Raw genomic sequence first — 16,001 nt, 5'->3', positions numbered from 1 at the left:
TCAGTCGACGTGGGGAACGACCTCCCCGAGGAGAAAGGAGCTCGCGAGGGGGTCGGAGATGCCGGGTCCCATGAGGACGGCGTCGGCGTCGGCGACCAGGTCGAGGATGCGACCGGCGCAGGACGGCAGGAGGTCACCACCCCGGGACTCGGGCAGCGCCTCGACGTATCCCTCGGGCAGGGCGACCGCCACGAGGGCGGCTGTCGATGCCGTCGTGGCGATCTGCACCTTGCCCGCCCCGAGGCGCAGAGCGGCCTCGGCCGCGAGGAGCACGGCCCCCGGAGTCTGCCTGCAGGCACCCGCGATGACCACCGTCCCGCGCGCGTGCTTGTCGCCGTCGAGCCGGGGGAGCGACCACTCACGCAGCAGCTCGGGGCTCAGGGTCACTGGAGCTGAGCCAGCCATCGGACGGGGTGTCCTTCGTGCTGTCACCGGGACTGTGTCGAGGCTCATGGCGCGTCGTCGGGGCGTCGAGCGATGCCAGGTGCGACGTCGCTCCGATAGTCTCTAGGCGGAGGGCGCCTCCCCTCTCACGGGTGTAGCGCGTGAAGGAGCAGTTGGGCAGCGCCTCCGAACGGTCGATCTCGAGGAGCAGACGCTCGTCCAGCCGCTCGAGCACGAACCGGAAGCTCATCATGACGGCCTGGTGGGTGAAGATCCAGACCCTCTGACCGCCGTGCGCCTGACGCAGCTCGGTGAGGAACTGGCGGATCCGAAGCGCCACATCCGTCCAGCTCTCCCCACCCGGAGGTCGGTAGTAGAACTTGCCGGTCGTCGAGCGGCGCAGGGACTCCTCGGGGTAGCTCTCGCGGATGCCGGTCCCGGTCAGACCGTCGAAGGCGCCGAGGTCGCGCTCACGCAGGCGCTCGTCGGACACGGCCTCCGACCCCCAGACCCTCCACGGCGAGGGCTGCGGTGCGGGCGGCCCGCACATACGGAGAGGTGAGCACCACCTCCGGCCGTTGACGTGCGTCGAGGTCGCCGAGGTGACGGCCGACGGCGCGTGCCTGGTGCTCGCCACTGGACGAGAGCGGCATGTCCGCGTCTCGCGTGGCCAGCTCGAGCCGCCCCAGTCCCTGGCGGCGGGCTTACGCGTCGGCGACGTTGCCCGCACTCTGCCCGTGCCGGACCAGCACCAGCTCCGCCACCTCAGCGGTGGGTCCCATCTGCTGCATCACGCACCTCTCGTCTGGAGCCCCATGTGTCCGCGTGCCCATCCGCGACGGTGCTGTCGGCTTGCGCCGAGCGGGCTTGCGCCCGATCAGCCGCACGGCTGGGGCGCCCGGACGTGTAGCTCAGTTGGTTAGAGCGCTCGCTTCACACGCGAGAGGTCAGGGGTTCGAGTTCCTTCACGTCCACCGAACACCCATGAGCGCCATCCCTGCGCCGTTTGGCCCCCGACAGGCTGCCGCGGCGGGGAAGTGCGACCGCAGCCCCACTCGGACGAGGGCGGGCGCGGGGAGTGGTAGCGCAGGGCCCGGCGCGCAGGGCCCGTCAGGTCTTGTCCCCCCGGCTGTCCGCGGAGGACACTCGCGAGGGTGGGAGATGACGCCTGGGATCTCGTCGACGCCGAACGCCTGGCCCTCGGTGACTTCCTGAGCGGACTGTCCCCGGACGAGTGGAGGACGCCGTCGCTCTGCGGCGAGTGGACCGTCCAGGAGGTGGCCGCCCACCTCGCGTTCACCAACACGATGCCGCTCCGCACCCTGTTCCGGGAGCTGGCCCGAGACCGCTTCCGGGCCAACCGGACCAATGCCCGGCTGGCCCGGGAGTGGGCCCGGCGTGGCCCGGAGGCCATCGTCGGACGTCTCCGCGACGTGGAGGACGCCCGCTCGCACACCCCGGTCACCCGTCCCCAGGACGTGCTCGCGGACTTCCTGTGCCACAACCTCGACATCCGCCGGCCCCTCGGACGCGAGCGACTCGCCCCACCGGAGCCCACCCGGCGCGCCCTGACGACCTACGTCGGGCTGGGGATCCCGCAGGCCCTGGCCTTCGGTCGGAACCCGAAGGCGACGGCTCGGGGACTGCACCTCGTCGCCGACGACGTCGGATGGCAGCATGGCGAGGGCCCTGAGGTGGCGGGCTCGAGCTCAGCGCTGCTCCGGGCGCTGACTGGCCGCCCCGTGGACGACGACGAGCTGAGCGGGCCCGGCGCGGTCGAGCTCTACGCGCGGATCGCGCAGCAGGCCGCCGGCTAGGGGCTCACCACCTACCGTGACGGCACGACAGGCGATCTGGCCGGCCCACTCAGCCGTGTGGCGGCGACCGGGTGGCGGTCGAGCACGGTGGCCGTCTCGGTCAGGGTGCGGAGCGTCTCTGTGAAGCGCGCGGCGGGGGCGCCGTCGATGACGGCGTGGTCGAAGCTCAACGTCAGCGGCAGCATGGGCCGGGACACGATCTGCCCGTCGTGCACGGCCGGCCGGTCGACGACGCTGCCGACGGTGACGATGAGGGTGAGTGGGGCGACGGGGATGGCCCATCCCCAGCCGTGGGTGAACATCCCGATGGAGGTGACCCCGATCGCAGGCCCGAACGTGGCCGAGACGCTGGGCCTCGTCGCGGCCATCCGGAAGGCGGTACGGCGTATCGGCCCGGGCAGCCGCACGAGGGCCGCGGTCAGCCGGCCCTCCCGGTGCGTCGGCGCGGGGCCGTGCTTGGAGTGCCCCAGCTGCGCCGTGATGTCGGCGCACGACGTGGCGTCGGCTGCCGGGATCATCGCGATGTCGAGAACGGCGTGTCCGTCGACCGACCGCTCCACGGTGGCGCCGATGTCGACACGGTCGAAGAGGAGCAGCCGGTTGCCCGCCTTGCGCGCGTTCACCTCTGGGTGCTGCGCGACCGCCCGGGCCACGGTGGCGATCACGAAACCGGTCCACGTCACCGAAGGCTGTGCCAGCCGGATCTGCTCGGCAGCCCTCGTCACGTCGAGCTCCACGAGAGCGTGCACGTGGAATCGTCGGCTGGCGCTGCTCAGGCGGTCCAGCACGGGCTGGCGCTCGCGGGGGATAGGGCGGACCACGTAGCCTGCCCGACTCACTCGGCTGCCCATGTCCGGCCTCCTTCCGCGAGGTTCGTCAGCATGCCGTATGCGTTCAGCGGAGACCGCGCCAGAGGGTGCGTTCCCACGGGCGGGGGTCGTCGACGACCTGCGATGGCGTGTCGAACCGCATCGTGGCCCGCCGCTCGAGGTCGTAGGCGGGCCATCCCGGGTCACCGGTTCGGGCGAACGAGATCCAGGCGGCGTGGATGACGTCTGCCAGCTGCTGCGGCGGGTGGGGGCCGAGCAGGGGTCCGAAGAGCGGCGCGCCGGGGCTCAGGGTGTCGAAGACGAAGGGGACCTCCAACGCATGGACAGCGCCGAGACCCGGTGAGGGCCAAGCGAACTCGTACATGTAAGTGCGGGAGGTGGCGTTGACGTGCGCCTCGGCCAGCGACAGGGCGGGAATCCGCATCCACCAGTCGGTCTGCACCTTCGTCAGCAGGTGGCCGGGTCCGGCTTCGGGATATCTGGCTCGGTAGGCAGCCAGGGCTGTCTGCGGCGTCAGCCCGTAGGCCGCGATGGACTGGTATCCGTAGGTGGCGGCCGGTCCGGTGAGAATCTCGTCCGTGATCGCTGCGATGGCGCCGCTCACGACCAGCCACAACCTCCAGTCGTCCGTGTTGGTCCCGACGATGACGTCGATGTCCCGGGCTGCTCCCGCCGTGATGAGATCCATGGGACGAGCGGGCAGGACGTCTCCGTCGATCACGGGCTGCCACGGCATGGTGCTGGTCGCGACAGCCGCGCCCCACCGTTGCGGGTCGGGGTCAGCGAGGAGATCCGCCTTGAGTTCCGCCTGTGCCGTGAGCAGGCGTGAGACGCCGACGTCGGCGATGGCGTCACGAGTCGGTGTGACGCCCAGCCTGGCCGCAAGGTCCTGGGCGATGCGAAGCGCGTCCTGCGCCGGCGTGACCTGATGAGCGGCGCCGCTCTGCAGGATCGCCCGGCGGAACAAGCCTTGGGCGCGAGGCATGGCGAGGAGCATGCGGATGCTCATGGCGCCGGCGGACTCGCCGAAGACGGTGACGTTGCCGGGGTCTCCTCCGAAGGCCGCGATGTTCTCCCGCACCCACTCGAGGGCTGCGACCTGGTCGAGGAGGCCGAGGTTCGCGATGCCGTCATCCACGTAGAGGAAGCCCTCGGCGCCGGGCCGCCAGTTGATGACGACGCAGACCACGTCGTCGCGAGCGAACCGGCTGCCGTCGTAGGCCGCCGTGGAGCTGAGCTCGAACATGCCGCCCTGGATCCACACCATCACCGGCAGGCCGGCCGCGTCAGGGCTGGGCGTCCAGAGGTTGAGGTTGAGGCAGTCCTCCGTCGGCGCGGCACGCTCGACGGCCTCGAACGCTGCCCCGACGTCGTCCCAGTCCTCGCCGGCCCCGGCCGGCGGTCCGGTCGGTGTCGGGGGCGCCACCTGGGGTGGCTCCGCGCCGAGGGCGGACGCGTCACGGACCCCCGCCCACGCCTGTACCGGCTGCGGGGGACGGAGCCGGTTCACGCCGAACGGAGGCGCCGCATACGGGACACCGAGAAAGGACACGACCCCGTCGGGACGTGACCCGACGACCGTGCCACGAAGTTCTCCACTGACCGTTCGAACCACCACACCCATGCCTCCACGGTTGGGCTGGCAGCGCCCACGGACCAGAGTCGAAGGTCCTGCACCGCTCTCGCCCGACACGGCCCCCGGGCGCGAACGTGCGTCATCCGTCAGGCGTAGCGCGTGGACGGTGAGTGAGGCGGGCCGCGCTGTAGGGGTCGGCGATCTGACACCGGTATCGAACGCCTGTTCGATGAACGGATACGCTGTCCGAGTGGCAGGCGGGTCCGGGCGAGGCATCGAGCACCCCATCCCGCCCACGCCTGCGAGCCGCCGGCACTGCTGGGTCGAGGGACTCACCGGCGCCCGCGGTCCCCATCCAGGGGTGGTCATCGCCTGGCAGCTGCGTGACGACGGCTGGTGGGCGCTCGTCAGCTACCTCGTCGAGGCGGATGAGGCGCTCGTGCAGCAGTGGTTGCGGGGTGAGTTGCTTCGACCCGTGGGGTGATGCCGTGGACTATGGGTCCTCGACACGAGCTGGGGAACGCCGGCCGGGTCGGTAGAGGCGGGTCCCCGATCGGATCCCAGGTGTGTTCGTCGCGGACGCCAGGGTCCTGCGCCGGCATCTGCCTGACCTTCACCTCTTCCGGAGGAGGCTCGCCGAGCCGCGTCCCCATAGCGTCGGGACATGGGTGAGACGAGGATTCGAGTTGAAGGAATGCGCGCCTATCCGCAGGGAGAGCTCTTCTTCCTGACGAAGACGGCCGACGGGTTCGACGCGCTGGTCTACAACACCACCGGATGCGGACCGTGCCCCGACGAGGAGTTCGCCGCGATCGACGTGGAGCAGCTGGCCGCGGAGCACGGGTGCGACCTGGTCTGGAAGAACCCTCGACGGTTCTGGATGATGGACGTGCTGACCATCGATCTCGTCGGTGAGCCCGCCACGTTCGGCGGTGTGCCCTTCAACCTCGTGGCCAAGATGCGCATGCCCGCTGGTTTCGACCCCGGCAGGGACCAGTCGGCGTTCGCGTTCCACCGGACGCAGATCCACCGGGTCAGCCTCTACGAGTTCGCTGCCGGTCGACCGGTCCACCTCTTGCGCGACCCGGACGGGATCACGTGGGTGATGCAGACGTTCACCGACCACGTCGCCCACGACCTCACCGCTAGCGGCCTGTCCGACCTCGGCAGCCGGCTGGCGCTGCCCGAGGGATGGCAGTTCCGCACCGTGACACTCCCGCAAGGGCTCGCCATCACCACCACCGGGGTTGCCAACATCCTCCCCGACGACCTCGCCAACATGTATCAGGGCTTGATCGACGGCGTCGGCAACCTCGACCCATGGCGCTGAGGCGGCCTGGTCGGCTCATGCTCCCTGCGCACGCCCAGCTCAACCCTGCTCAGGGATGGGCCGACTGGTAGGGGTCGGTGATCTCGCGCAAGGCGGTGAGGGCCTCCCGGAGCTGTCCCATCCGCTTCGGTCCAAGATGCGCCTCCCACTCGGCCTCGATGCGCGCCTCCTCGGCGCGAGCGATCGGCAGAGCCGCCTTGGCCCGGGGAGTCATGCGCACCAAGCGGGCCCGCCCGTCGGAGGGGTCGGGCACCCGCTCGACATAGCCGGCGCGCTCCAGCCTGTCCACGAGAGCCGTGGCCGTCTGCTTGGCGATCTGTGCCCGGTCGGCGAGGGTGCCCAGCCGGGTGCCCTCGGTGTCGAGGCCCATCAGCAGCCGGGCCTGCGCGATGGTGACGTCCGTGAAGCCTGCCTCGTGCATGGCGCTGAAAACCCGGTCCGCGGCGGCGCGCGAGGCGATGAACATGAGCAGGCTCGTGGGCAGTTCTCGTTCCATCGCCATTCCCTTGAGATAGTCCTAATATCGAACTACAATAGTTCGATCATGGGACGACAATAGGGGAAGGAGAGCCCCATGAGCACCGCACTCGAACCCACGGTCGTCGGCCTCTGGTTCGACCCCGTGTGCCCCTACTCGTGGACCACGTCACGATGGCTGTGTGAGGTCGAGCAGCACCGAGCACTCGACGTGCGCTACCACGTGATGAGCCTCTACATGGTCAACGAGCACCGTCCGGACGTGACGCCCGCCAACCGCCAGGTGTTCGAAGCCACTCGCGGTCCGTCCCGGGTCGCGATCGCCGCGGCCACCAGATTCGGCGAGGAGGTCCTGCCCGACCTCTACACCGCCTTCGGCGAGATCGTCTTCGACCACTGGCGCCGTCCGAGCCGCGAGGAGTATCACGTCGCGATCCGTGCCACGCTCGAGCTGACCGGGCTCCCGGCCGACCTCGAGGACGCCATGGAGTCCGATGAGCACGACGCAGCCCTGCGGCGAAGCCATGACGCCGGCATCGCCCCGGTCGGAGGTGAGGTGGGCACGCCGATCACACACATCGACGGCACGGCGTTCTACGGCCCGGTGCTCGGTGCAATCCCGCGCGGCGACGACGCCGTGCGCGTCTTCGACGGCGCGCGGCTGGTCGCCGGCTACCCGGAGTTCTTCGAGATCAAGCGCACTCGAGTGCGCCCACCCGTCTTCACCTGAGGAGGCAGCGATGACTGCGATGACACCCCAGCTGGCGGATGCCGTGTGGTCCGCGATCGACGACCAGCGCCGCCGCACCGCCGCACTGCTCGACGGGCTGAGCGAGGACCAGTGGGACCATACCTCGCTGTGCGACGGCTGGACGGTGCGTCACGTGGCAACCCACCTGACCCTGCAGCGGCATCACGTCACAGACGTGGCGGCCTTCGTCGCGCGCAATCCCAGCGTGCTGCGCCGGCTCAGCCTCAACGCGACGATCCACCACTCCGCGCTCATCCAGTCGCGGCTGCCCACGGCGGAGATCATCTCCCGCATCAGGGCGGGCATCGGGTCACGGCGCCACAACTTCTTCGTGTCGCCGCTCGAGACCCTGACCGACATCCTCGTCCACAGCCAGGACATCGCTGTGCCACTCGGTCTTGACCTGACGATGGATCCCTCGGCGAGCGAGCTCGCCGCAACGCGCCGGTGGGACACGCGAAACTCCATGCTCTCCAAGGTCTACGGGACGCCGCCTCTCGATGGCTACCGCCTGGTGGCCACCGATGTCGGTTGGGAGCGCGGGGAGGGTCGCGAAGTGGCGGGTCCGATGGGGGCGCTGCTGCTGCTCATCACCGGCCGGAGCGCCGCGCTGCGTCAGCTCACCGGGGAGGGCGCAGACGTCCTGCGCTCCGCGGCTGCGACTCCCGGGTGAGACCGTTCAGCACTGCGCGGGCGCTGGCGGCCGCTCGGGACACGGCCGCTGTGACCGGCAATTCGCGGTGCTCGTCAGACAGGATCTCGACGCGCCACGGACCCTGCCACCCGGCGGTGCGCAGGGCGGAGATCATCGCCGTGACGTCGAAGCTGCCCTCTCCGCAGTAGCGGCGACGATGGACGGTGTCCTCGAAGAGGGTGCCGACGACGTGCTTATCTGCGTCGTTGAGCTCGACGCCGATGATGCGGTGGAGCGGGACAGTCGCGAGGTCTGACGGGGGAGTGTGCCCGCGGGCGAAGTGCCAGGTGTCGATGATGACACCCCCGCCCTCGTGCCCGGCGTCGTCGACCAGCCGGAGTCCGTCGCGCAGCGTCTTGATGTTGGACCACGGGAAGAACTCGATCCCGAGCCGCGCGCCCACCCCGTCCGCCTGGGCCGCCAGCTCGGCGAACTTCGCAGTCCAGATGCCCCGGTCCCACGGGCTGTCGTCAACGTCGGGGGTGACCTTGATGTGCCGGGCGCCGAGCGCCTCCGCGGCCTCGAGGAGGTCCCGGCGGACGCGGTCGGACTCCTGTCGGCGCGCCCCGTCGTCCCACCAGTAGGGGATCCCCTCGAGCTCGAGGTCGACGATCCCGTTGTCGTCGAGCATCGCTCGGATCCCACCGAGGCCGTATGCCGTCACGGCCGCGGGGAGGTCGTCCGACAGCAGGCCGAAGCCCCGGTAGCCGGCCGCCGACGCGGCCTCGATGCGTTCACGCATGGGGAGCGGACTGCGTAGGTCGGTCCGATCCGAGGCGGGTAGCCGACCTGGACTTCGATGCCGCTGCCGTTCACGTAGTGCGCGATCTCCGCCGCCTCGGACAGGTCGCCGGACAGCGGCTTCTCGCAGAAGACGGGGACACCGGCATCGATCCCGGCCCTGATCAGCCGGGTGTGCGCATCTGCTGCGGCGGCGATGACCACGGCGTCGACCCCGCTTCCGATGAGGCTCTCGGGTGAGTCGGCGACCTGCGCGCCGACTCGCTCCGCGACCGCACCGGTGACGGCGGGATCGCGTCCGTCACCACCAAGGACTCGACTGCGGGAAGCCGGGACAAGGTGTCGGCGTGGAACGAGCCGATTCGGCCGAGCCCGATCAGGCCAAGACGCATGGATGCTCCTGTGGACGACCCCGCTGGCGACTGCCTCGCACAACGCTGGGCACTCCTCAGCGTGAGGGTCACCGGTCCACCACGGAAGCGACCGAGTCCCTCAAAAGGCCCTCAGCCTCAGGAGGGGTGGATGCGCGGCGGGATGTTGTAGGGCGTGACGACCTCGACATTGGCCGCGACCGAGGTCGGCGCTCCGCGCAGGAGCCGGTGCGCACGCATGAGCTGACGGACGGCGGCGCGCATGTCGGCGTGGAGGTCGTGGTGCAGGACCGCGGTGAGCACCCCCGAGCGGAGCAGCTCTACGTTGTCCTCGTCCAGGTCGTGTGCGATGAGGACCCGGGCCGGACGGCGCGCCGCGGCGAACGCCCCGGTGATGGCGCGGTTGCCCCCGCCGATGGAGTAGACGGCGCACACGTTCGCCTGTGCCGCAAGCAGATCCGAGACCAGGGCACTCATGGTGACGTCAAGTCCGTCACTGTCGGTGATGGTGTGCACTTCGCGACCCGGCGCGAGACGGGCCAGCGCCGTCCTGAAGGCAGCGGCCCGTTCGCGCTCGCCGAAGAAGAGCGATCGGCTCAGCGTCAGGAGCACGTCGCCCCGGCGGTCGGCGAGCACCTGCGTCATGAGATATGCAGCCGTCGCTCCGGCCGCGCCGTTGTCGAGCCCGACATAGGCCACTCGCGCGCTGCCCTGCACGTCGGTGACCAGCGTGACCACCGGGATGCCCCGCTCCGTCAACCGCCCGATCGCCGCGGCTACGGCGGGGTCGTCCGGCGCCTTGAGCACCACTCCGTGGCTGACACGACCGCGGCGGCCCAGGCTGTCGAGCACCTCGACAGCGGCATCCACGTCTGCGTTCTCGCGCAGGTGGAACCGCGCCCGCACCGTCGCCGGACGCAGCGCCGGCAGCTCTTCCTCGAGCGCTGACCGGACCGCCGAGCTGAAGCGGAGAGGTGCCTGGACGACGACGTCGAGCATCAGCGTCCGGGCGGCGAGGCGCAGCTGGGTCTGCTGGCGGTCGAGGTCGAGCACGGCCCGCTCCACGGCCCGGATGGCCCGTGGGCTCGCGCCCGGTCGGCCGTGCAGCACCCGGTCGATCGTGGCCTCGGACAGGCCGGACTGCTCGGCGATGTCGCGCACCCGGTGCGAGGTCGGACGGTGCGAGGGCATGCGCCGAAGACTAGCCCGCGCGATCGCGCGCTGAGGTGTTTCTGAGGTCCGCAGGCCGTGCGCCACACGCTCGTGGCCCCACATCCTTGTGAGACCACCGTTCGATCCTTTCCGACCCCACCGTGACGCCGTGCACGCCGTTCCGCCCGAGGAGGGCCCCATGACCATCACCTCGACCAGCTCGCAGACGCGCTGGATCCGTCCCGAGGACGCTCGACTGACCGACCTTCTCGAGGTGCTCACCGAGCAGACTGAGCTCGCCGACTACCCGCACGCGACCCGGCTGGAGCAGGAGGTGCTCGTCTACGAGTGGGCCACCTTGCGGCATACCGCAACGGACGAGGTCACTCGGCGCGACGTGCAGGCCGAGCTGGCGCGCGCCCTCTCCGACGGTCCCGGAATCGTCGTGCTGGCAGGGGCTTTCGATGCCGAGCCCCTCGACCGCGCGACTGCCGCCTTCGAGAGGATGATCGCCGAGCAGCGCGCGAGTGGCGCAAGCGCCGGAGACCACTTCGCCAAGCCCGGCGCCAACGACCGCATCTGGAACGCCCTCGAGAAGCTCGCCGTCGTCGATCCCGGTGCCTTCGTGGCCTACTACGCCAACGACGCCCTGGCGCTGGTCGCGCAGGCCTGGCTCGGGCCCGGATACCAGGTGACCTCGCAGCTCAACGTCGTCAACCCGGGGGGCGCCGGCCAGACGGTGCACCGCGACTACCACCTCGGTTTCCAGTCGGCGCAGACCTGCTCGACCTACCCGGCGCACGTGCACGCCCTCTCGCAGGTGCTCACGCTCCAGGGCGCGGTCGCGCACGTCGACATGGCGGTCGAGTCCGGGCCGACGCTCTACCTGCCGCACAGCCAGAAGTTCTCGCACGGCTACGTCGCCTACCAGCAGCCCGACTTCCAGGCGTACTTCCTCGACCACCACGTGCAGCTGCCCCTCGCGGCCGGCGACGCGGTCTTCTTCAACCCCGCTCTTCCACGCCGCGGGCACCAACCACACGAGCGACGTGCGTCGCATGGCCAACCTGCTGCAGATCAGCTCGGCCTTCGGCCGGGCGATGGAGACCGTCGACCGGGCGCGTGTGGTCGATGCGACCTACCCCACGCTGCTCGCCGCCCACGCCGCCGGTATGCCGCCGCGCGAGGTCGCGAACGTCGTCGCCGCCACCGCCGAGGGCTATGCCTTCCCGACGAACCTCGACCGCGACCAGCCCGTCGACGGCCTGTCACCCCAGACACAGGCTGAGCTCGTGGCCGGCGCCCTGGAGGTCGGTATGCCGTGGGGCGAGCTGTGCGACCGGCTGACCTCCCGCGAGGGGGACCGGGCCAGCCACTGATCGTGCCAGGACCATCGACCCTGCCGCAGACCCGCTCGGGGGAGTGACGATGACTCTGTGACACCCGCACGCCTGCGGGTGGCGAGGGAGGCTGTCATGGTCGTGTTCGCCGATCGGATGGAGGCCGGCACCCGGCTGGCCCGGGAGCTCGACTTCCTCCGGGGACAGGACGTCGTCGTGCTCGGGCTGCCCAGGGGCGGCGTGCCGGTCGCCTCCGTCGTGGCCGAGGCCCTCGATGCGCCCCTCGACGTCATCGTCGTGCGCAAGCTTGGCGTGCCGTTCCAGCCCGAGCTGGCCATGGGGGCCATCGGCGAGGGCGGCGTCAGGGTGCTCGACCGGCACCTCGTGGAGCGGGCGAGGGTCACCGACCAGCAGATCGCGCAGGTCGAACGCCGTGAGCGGGCGGTCCTCGACGCGAGGGTCGATCGGCTGCGGCGCGGACGTCCTCGGATCGACCTGCACGGGCGCGTCGCGGTGATCGTCGACGACGGCATCGCCACGGGTGCGACGGCTCGGGTGGCGTGCCAGGTCGCCCGGCGCCTCGGGGCAGCACGAGTCGTGCTGGCCGTCCCGGTGGCGCCCGCACACACGGCGGCCAACTTTCCCGAAGCGGACGCTGTCGTCTGCGTGTCTGCGCCGGAGCACTTCCGGGCCGTGGGCGGGCACTACGTCGACTTCTCGCCGACGAGCGACGACGAGGTGGTGGCGCTGCTCGACCGGGCCGGTCGCCGCGCACGCTCGGCCGGCGGCGCGTCCGCGACCCGGAGCGGGGACGGCACGGACGAGCAGGTGGCCATCCCCGCCGGCCGGGTGTCGATCGAAGGCCAGCTGCGAGTGCCCGCCGGCGCCATCGGGGTCGTCGCGTTCGCCCACGGGAGCGGCAGCAGCCGCCACAGTCCGCGCAACCGCTTCGTGGCCGACGTGCTGCACGATGCGGGGCTCGCCACCCTGCTACTCGACCTGCTGACGGCCGAGGAGGAGCGCGACCGTGCCAACGTCTTCGACATCCCACTGCTCGCGAGCCGTCTCGAGGCCGCGACGTCCTGGCTCGGGTCGCGCGCCGACACCGGCTCCTGCCGGCTCGGCTACTTCGGCGCGAGCACCGGCGCAGGTGCGGCACTGTGGGCGGCCTCCGAGCCCGGGGCGAGAGTGGCTGCTGTCGTCTCGCGGGGAGGGCGGCCCGACCTCGCCGCGCCACGCCTCGCGGCGGTGCGGGCGCCGACGCTGCTCATCGTCGGTGGCGCCGACGACGTCGTGCTCGCACTCAACCGACGGGCCCGCGCCGAGCTCGTCGGGTGCCCGAGCGAGCTGAGCGTCGTCGCCGGAGCCACGCACCTCTTCGGAGAGCCCAGCGCCCTTGCCGAGGTCGCGTCGCTGGCGCGCGCCTGGTTCGTCCGTCATCTCGTCGAGCCCACCCGCCCCGCCAGCCAGCGAGAGGAGGAGACGTCGTGATGCGCTGGAACACGCAGGATGATCGCGAGGCTGTTGCGGCCGAGATCCGCTCTCTCGCAACGCCCCTCATGGGAGTTGCAGACCTCGACCGGGTCGTCGAGCGCACGCACGACGCGAGGTTCGTCTGCATCGGAGAGGCATCACACGGCACGAGCGAGTTCTACCGCTGGCGGGCCCAGCTCAGCCGCCGCCTCATCGAGGAGCACGGCTTCACGTGGATCGGCGTCGAGGGCGACTGGCCCGACTGCTGGCGGATCAACCGCTGGGTGCGGGGAGAGGCCGACCAGGACCTCGATGCCGTCGGGGTGCTCGAGCACTTCGAGCGCTGGCCGACCTGGATGTGGGCCAACCACGACGTGGCCGACTTCCTCACCTGGCTCCGGTCATGGAACCTCGACCGGCCGTTGGCCGAGCGGGTCGGCTTCTACGGGCTCGACGTCTACTCCTTGTGGGACTCGCTCTGGCAGATCATGACCTGGCTCGAGACGAATGCGCCGGAGTCACTGCCCACCGCCCTGCGCGCCTGGCACTGCTTCCTGCCGTTCGGCGAGGATCCCCACCGCTATGCCCGCGCCACGCGCCTTGTGCCGACGACCTGCGAGCCCGACGTCGTCAGGCTGCTCGTCGAGGTGCGCCGCCGAAGCAGGGACCGCAGGAGGTATCGCGGTGGGGACGAGGGTGGGGATCACGTCCTTGACGACACGATGTTCGACCTCGTCCAGAACGCCGAGGTCGCGGCGAATGCCGAGCACTACTACCGCACCATGGTGCGTGGGGACCGCGAGTCCTGGAACATCCGCGACCGGCACATGGTCGACACCATCGAGCGCGTCGCCGTGCATGCCGGCCCCGGCTCGCGCGGGCTCGTGTGGGAGCACAACACCCATGTGGGCGACGCCCGCGCGACCGACATGAGTCGTGCCGGCATGGTCACCGTCGGGCAGCTCCTGCGCGAGAGGCAGCCCGCCGGCGCCGTGGCGCTCGTCGGCTTCGCGTCGCACCGCGGCACGGTGCTCGCCGCGAGTTCGTGGGGATCGCCGGAGACGGCGTTCACGGTGCCCGAGGCGCGGGCCGGAAGTCTCGAGGCGCTCCTGCACGAGACGCTGGGGCGGCCCGCCCTCCTCGTCTTCCCCGACGACAGGTCAGGGCCTTGGCTCTCGGCAACGCTGGGGCACCGCGCGATCGGTGTCGTCTACGACCCACAGCGCGAGGCCGGCAACTACGTGCCGACGCGCCTCGGCGGTCGCTACGACGCCCTCATCTGGCTCGAGCACACGACCGCGCTCCAGCCCCTGCACCACGAGCAGCGGCCCCGTGAGCCGGAGCTGGAGACCGAGCCCACCGGCTTCTGAGATCCGGGGCAGACCTCGGGCCCGTCGCCCGCGCCGACGAGCGGTCGACGGACTAGCGTGACCTCATGATCGCGACGGTCTCGAGCCTGCACATCTACCCCGACTCCGACGCTCCCGGGCAGGAGCTCGACGCCGTCGAGATGACGCCCACCGGGCCGGAGGGCAACCGCTCCAAGAAGCACGCCGTGCACCTTGTCTCGGTGGATGCCTATGTCGCGTCGCACCCCAAGGCCAACATCGTCCTCGATGTCGAGACCACGACCCTCGAGGGGCTCGTCGGTCGCGTGGTGCAGATCGGAGAATGCAGGCTCACCGTCACGCAGAAGCCGTCGCAGTGCGCGGGCGTCTACGCGGAGGTGCTCGAGCCCGGCACGGTGAGGGTCGATGACCTCCTCAAGGTCGCCGGCCCAGCCTGAGGCGTAGCGTCGCGTCCGTGACGATCCACTCCGAGCACCCCTTCCTGCCCTCCGACGACGAGCGCGACCCGACGCGACAGCTGCGTGGCCGGGTCGGGGCGACCGTGTCGTTGTGGACGGCGGGGGCAGGCCGCGACCGGGCCGGTTTGACCGTCTCCTCCTACCTCGTCGCCGCGGGCGACCCCTCGAGGTTCGTCGCCGTGCTGCACCCCGAGTCCGACCTGCTCGAGCGGCTCGAGGAGACCGGCACGGCGGTCGTGGCCCTGCTGGACTGGCGCCACCGCGAGCTCGCCGACGTCTTCGCCGGCGTGATGCCGGCGCCCGGGGGGCCGTTCCGCTCGGGGGAGTGGCGTGACACGGAGTGGGGCCCCTGCCTCGCGACCCTCCCCACGTGGGCCGGGGTGCGCCTCGTCGCCGACGCCACCCGCGACGTCGGGTGGTCTCGCCTCGTCGAGGCCTCGATCGAGCACGTCGAGCTGGGTGACGACTCCGAGCCCCTCGTCCACCGACACGGCCGCTACCAGCGCCCGCCCACCTGACGGGGCCGTATGCCGTGAGCGTCCTTGCGCCGCAGGGCTATCCGACCAGCGGGGCGAGTCCGTCCCAGGCCAGCGCGGTCAGGGTCTCGACGAGGGTCTCGCGCGGCACGCGGTCGGGTGAGGCGAGCCAGTCGTCGGCCACGGCCTGCACGGAGCCGACGAGCGCCGTCGCCACGACGCGGGCGTGGTCGGGGGCCGGCAGGGCGGTCTCGAGCACCACGGCGAGCATCGCGGTCACGTGGCTCACGGTGCCTCCGACGGGGTCGTCAGGCAGGGGACGGTCGACGAGCGGCCGGGCGACGACGAAGCGATAGAGGTCGGGATCGGACTCGACGAGAGCGAGGTAGGCGTCCACGGTCGAGCCGATGAGGCGCCGCAGGTCGGGGCCCCCGGGGGCTGGCTCGGCCGAGAGGGCGCCGGCGACACTGCCGACGACCCGGCTCTCGATGCGCGCCACGACGGCTCGGTAGAGGCCGGCCCGGTCGTCGAAGTGGCGATAGACCACCGTCTTGCTCGTGCCGGCCTCGCCGGCGATGTCATCCATGCCGACGCCGGGTCCGTGCCGGCGGATGGCGCGGATGGTCGCGTCGACGAGCTCGGTGCGCCGCTCCTCGCGGTGGCGCTCCCAGCGCGCGTCGCGGCCGTCGCGCCCGTCACGCCCGTCGCGCACCCTCGCCGAGTCCGCTGGCTGCGCGGTGGCGGGCACGGCTGCGGAGCGGGGCGGGTCGACCATGGCCCGA

20 protein-coding genes and 1 tRNA gene are annotated in these 16,001 nt (G+C 71.2%); 11 read left to right on the top strand and 10 right to left on the bottom strand.

The window, feature by feature from the left end:
- From LG278_RS11380 to LG278_RS11370, 3 genes are read right to left on the bottom strand one after another with little or no spacing between them, the layout of a single operon-like run.
- Nucleotides 1-387 carry an NAD(P)H-hydrate dehydratase gene (locus LG278_RS11380; RefSeq protein ID WP_404387066.1) on the bottom strand — a complete coding sequence of 129 codons (387 nt, stop codon included), beginning with the start codon at nt 385-387 and terminating at the stop codon, nt 1-3.
- Nucleotides 359-877: a histidine phosphatase family protein gene (locus LG278_RS11375; protein ID WP_404387065.1), complete on the bottom strand. Its 519-nt coding sequence runs from the start codon at nt 875-877 to the stop codon at nt 359-361. Before LG278_RS11375 ends, LG278_RS11380 begins: the two co-directional genes overlap by 29 nt.
- Nucleotides 855-1,037: a histidine phosphatase family protein gene (locus LG278_RS11370; protein ID WP_404387064.1), complete on the bottom strand. Its 183-nt coding sequence runs from the start codon at nt 1,035-1,037 to the stop codon at nt 855-857. Before LG278_RS11370 ends, LG278_RS11375 begins: the two co-directional genes overlap by 23 nt.
- Before the next feature lie 247 nt (nt 1,038-1,284).
- On the opposite strand from LG278_RS11370, the gene LG278_RS11365 reads away from it, so the two are divergent.
- Both LG278_RS11365 and LG278_RS11360 read left to right on the top strand, forming a co-directional pair.
- Nucleotides 1,285-1,358, top strand: a tRNA-Val gene (locus LG278_RS11365).
- Nucleotides 1,359-1,538: 180 nt separating this feature from the next.
- Nucleotides 1,539-2,201, top strand: coding sequence for a maleylpyruvate isomerase family mycothiol-dependent enzyme (locus LG278_RS11360; RefSeq protein ID WP_404387063.1), 663 nt, complete (start codon nt 1,539-1,541; stop codon nt 2,199-2,201).
- Nucleotides 2,202-2,212: 11 nt separating this feature from the next.
- Here LG278_RS11360 and LG278_RS11355 read toward each other — a convergent pair whose 3' ends face one another.
- Nucleotides 2,213-2,950: a 2-oxo acid dehydrogenase subunit E2 gene (locus LG278_RS11355; RefSeq protein WP_404387062.1), complete on the bottom strand. Its 738-nt coding sequence runs from the start codon at nt 2,948-2,950 to the stop codon at nt 2,213-2,215.
- Between the two features lie 145 nt (nt 2,951-3,095).
- Entirely contained in the window at nt 3,096-4,655 is a 1,560-nt protein-coding gene (locus LG278_RS11350; RefSeq protein WP_404387061.1) for a carboxylesterase/lipase family protein, read from the bottom strand.
- Between the two features lie 202 nt (nt 4,656-4,857).
- Here LG278_RS11350 and LG278_RS11345 point away from each other — a divergent pair, with 202 nt between their 5' ends.
- Nucleotides 4,858-5,091, top strand: a complete 234-nt coding sequence (locus LG278_RS11345) for a hypothetical protein (RefSeq protein WP_404387060.1) — start codon at nt 4,858-4,860, stop codon at nt 5,089-5,091.
- Nucleotides 5,092-5,271: 180 nt separating this feature from the next.
- Complete coding sequence (locus LG278_RS11340) at nt 5,272-5,937, top strand: hypothetical protein (protein WP_404387059.1); 666 nt, start codon at nt 5,272-5,274, stop codon at nt 5,935-5,937.
- Nucleotides 5,938-5,986: 49 nt separating this feature from the next.
- Here the strand turns inward: LG278_RS11340 and LG278_RS11335 are convergent, their stop codons facing one another.
- A complete protein-coding gene (locus LG278_RS11335; protein WP_404387058.1) occupies nt 5,987-6,433 on the bottom strand; it encodes a MarR family winged helix-turn-helix transcriptional regulator in 447 nt (148 codons plus the stop codon).
- Between the two features lie 78 nt (nt 6,434-6,511).
- Here LG278_RS11335 and LG278_RS11330 point away from each other — a divergent pair, with 78 nt between their 5' ends.
- A complete protein-coding gene (locus LG278_RS11330) occupies nt 6,512-7,144 on the top strand; it encodes a DsbA family protein (RefSeq protein WP_404387057.1) in 633 nt (210 codons plus the stop codon).
- A gap of 10 nt (nt 7,145-7,154) precedes the next feature.
- Nucleotides 7,155-7,838: a maleylpyruvate isomerase family mycothiol-dependent enzyme gene (locus LG278_RS11325; RefSeq protein ID WP_404387056.1), complete on the top strand. Its 684-nt coding sequence runs from the start codon at nt 7,155-7,157 to the stop codon at nt 7,836-7,838.
- Here the strand turns inward: LG278_RS11325 and LG278_RS11320 are convergent.
- The 3 genes from LG278_RS11320 to LG278_RS11310 all read right to left on the bottom strand — a co-directional run bounded on the left by LG278_RS11320 (nt 7,786) and on the right by LG278_RS11310 (nt 10,162).
- The gene (locus LG278_RS11320) at nt 7,786-8,601 is read right to left on the bottom strand and encodes a sugar phosphate isomerase/epimerase family protein (RefSeq protein ID WP_404387055.1); all 816 of its coding nucleotides are present in this window, start codon (nt 8,599-8,601) and stop codon (nt 7,786-7,788) included. The genes LG278_RS11325 and LG278_RS11320 overlap by 53 nt on opposite strands.
- Nucleotides 8,520-9,035 carry a Gfo/Idh/MocA family oxidoreductase gene (locus tag LG278_RS11315; RefSeq protein ID WP_404387054.1) on the bottom strand — a complete coding sequence of 172 codons (516 nt, stop codon included), beginning with the start codon at nt 9,033-9,035 and terminating at the stop codon, nt 8,520-8,522. The genes LG278_RS11320 and LG278_RS11315 overlap by 82 nt, the downstream gene beginning before the upstream one ends.
- A gap of 74 nt (nt 9,036-9,109) precedes the next feature.
- Nucleotides 9,110-10,162, bottom strand: coding sequence for a LacI family DNA-binding transcriptional regulator (locus LG278_RS11310; protein ID WP_404387053.1), 1,053 nt, complete (start codon nt 10,160-10,162; stop codon nt 9,110-9,112).
- 160 nt (nt 10,163-10,322) lie between these two features.
- On the opposite strand from LG278_RS11310, the gene LG278_RS11305 reads away from it, so the two are divergent.
- The 5 genes from LG278_RS11305 (at nt 10,323) to LG278_RS11285 (ending at nt 15,261) form a co-directional block, all read left to right on the top strand.
- Entirely contained in the window at nt 10,323-11,411 is a 1,089-nt protein-coding gene (locus tag LG278_RS11305; protein ID WP_404387052.1) for a phytanoyl-CoA dioxygenase family protein, read from the top strand.
- 148 nt (nt 11,412-11,559) lie between these two features.
- Nucleotides 11,560-12,954 carry a phosphoribosyltransferase family protein gene (locus tag LG278_RS11300; protein ID WP_404387051.1) on the top strand — a complete coding sequence of 465 codons (1,395 nt, stop codon included), beginning with the start codon at nt 11,560-11,562 and terminating at the stop codon, nt 12,952-12,954.
- Nucleotides 12,954-14,306: an erythromycin esterase family protein gene (locus tag LG278_RS11295; RefSeq protein WP_404393623.1), complete on the top strand. Its 1,353-nt coding sequence runs from the start codon at nt 12,954-12,956 to the stop codon at nt 14,304-14,306. Before LG278_RS11300 ends, LG278_RS11295 begins: the two co-directional genes overlap by 1 nt.
- A 65-nt stretch (nt 14,307-14,371) precedes the next feature.
- Entirely contained in the window at nt 14,372-14,722 is a 351-nt protein-coding gene (locus tag LG278_RS11290; protein WP_404387050.1) for a hypothetical protein, read from the top strand.
- 17 nt (nt 14,723-14,739) lie between these two features.
- Complete coding sequence (locus tag LG278_RS11285) at nt 14,740-15,261, top strand: flavin reductase family protein (RefSeq protein WP_404387049.1); 522 nt, start codon at nt 14,740-14,742, stop codon at nt 15,259-15,261.
- Between the two features lie 37 nt (nt 15,262-15,298).
- Here the strand turns inward: LG278_RS11285 and LG278_RS11280 are convergent, their stop codons facing one another.
- Nucleotides 15,299-15,994 (bottom strand): TetR/AcrR family transcriptional regulator, encoded by a 696-nt coding sequence (locus LG278_RS11280; protein ID WP_404387048.1) that lies wholly within the window; start codon nt 15,992-15,994, stop codon nt 15,299-15,301.
- Between the last annotated feature and the right edge of the window lie 7 nt (nt 15,995-16,001).

The sequence above is a fragment of the Humibacillus xanthopallidus genome (assembly GCF_044793955.1).
GTDB classification, from domain to species: Bacteria; Actinomycetota; Actinomycetes; order Actinomycetales; family Dermatophilaceae; genus Humibacillus; species Humibacillus xanthopallidus_C.
The sequence above is the reverse complement of the archived record's forward strand: the minus strand, read 5'-3'. Positions and strand labels throughout refer to the sequence as shown.

Bases quoted from the DNA above. Each gene is read 5' to 3' on its own strand.
- LG278_RS11320 (WP_404387055.1), bottom strand. From the start codon at position 8,601: ATGCGTGAACGCATCGAGGCCGCGTCGGCGGCCGGCTACCGGGGCTTC.
- LG278_RS11330 (WP_404387057.1), top strand. From the start codon at position 6,512: ATGAGCACCGCACTCGAACCCACGGTCGTCGGCCTCTGGTTCGACCCC.
- LG278_RS11290 (WP_404387050.1), top strand. From the start codon at position 14,372: ATGATCGCGACGGTCTCGAGCCTGCACATCTACCCCGACTCCGACGCT.
- LG278_RS11370 (WP_404387064.1), bottom strand. From the start codon at position 1,037: ATGCCGCTCTCGTCCAGTGGCGAGCACCAGGCACGCGCCGTCGGCCGT.
- LG278_RS11295 (WP_404393623.1), top strand. From the start codon at position 12,954: ATGCGCTGGAACACGCAGGATGATCGCGAGGCTGTTGCGGCCGAGATC.
- LG278_RS11340 (WP_404387059.1), top strand. From the start codon at position 5,272: ATGGGTGAGACGAGGATTCGAGTTGAAGGAATGCGCGCCTATCCGCAG.
- LG278_RS11280 (WP_404387048.1), bottom strand. From the start codon at position 15,994: ATGGTCGACCCGCCCCGCTCCGCAGCCGTGCCCGCCACCGCGCAGCCA.
- LG278_RS11350 (WP_404387061.1), bottom strand. From the start codon at position 4,655: ATGGGTGTGGTGGTTCGAACGGTCAGTGGAGAACTTCGTGGCACGGTC.
- LG278_RS11305 (WP_404387052.1), top strand. From the start codon at position 10,323: ATGACCATCACCTCGACCAGCTCGCAGACGCGCTGGATCCGTCCCGAG.
- LG278_RS11310 (WP_404387053.1), bottom strand. From the start codon at position 10,162: ATGCCCTCGCACCGTCCGACCTCGCACCGGGTGCGCGACATCGCCGAG.
- LG278_RS11335 (WP_404387058.1), bottom strand. From the start codon at position 6,433: ATGGAACGAGAACTGCCCACGAGCCTGCTCATGTTCATCGCCTCGCGC.
- LG278_RS11325 (WP_404387056.1), top strand. From the start codon at position 7,155: ATGACTGCGATGACACCCCAGCTGGCGGATGCCGTGTGGTCCGCGATC.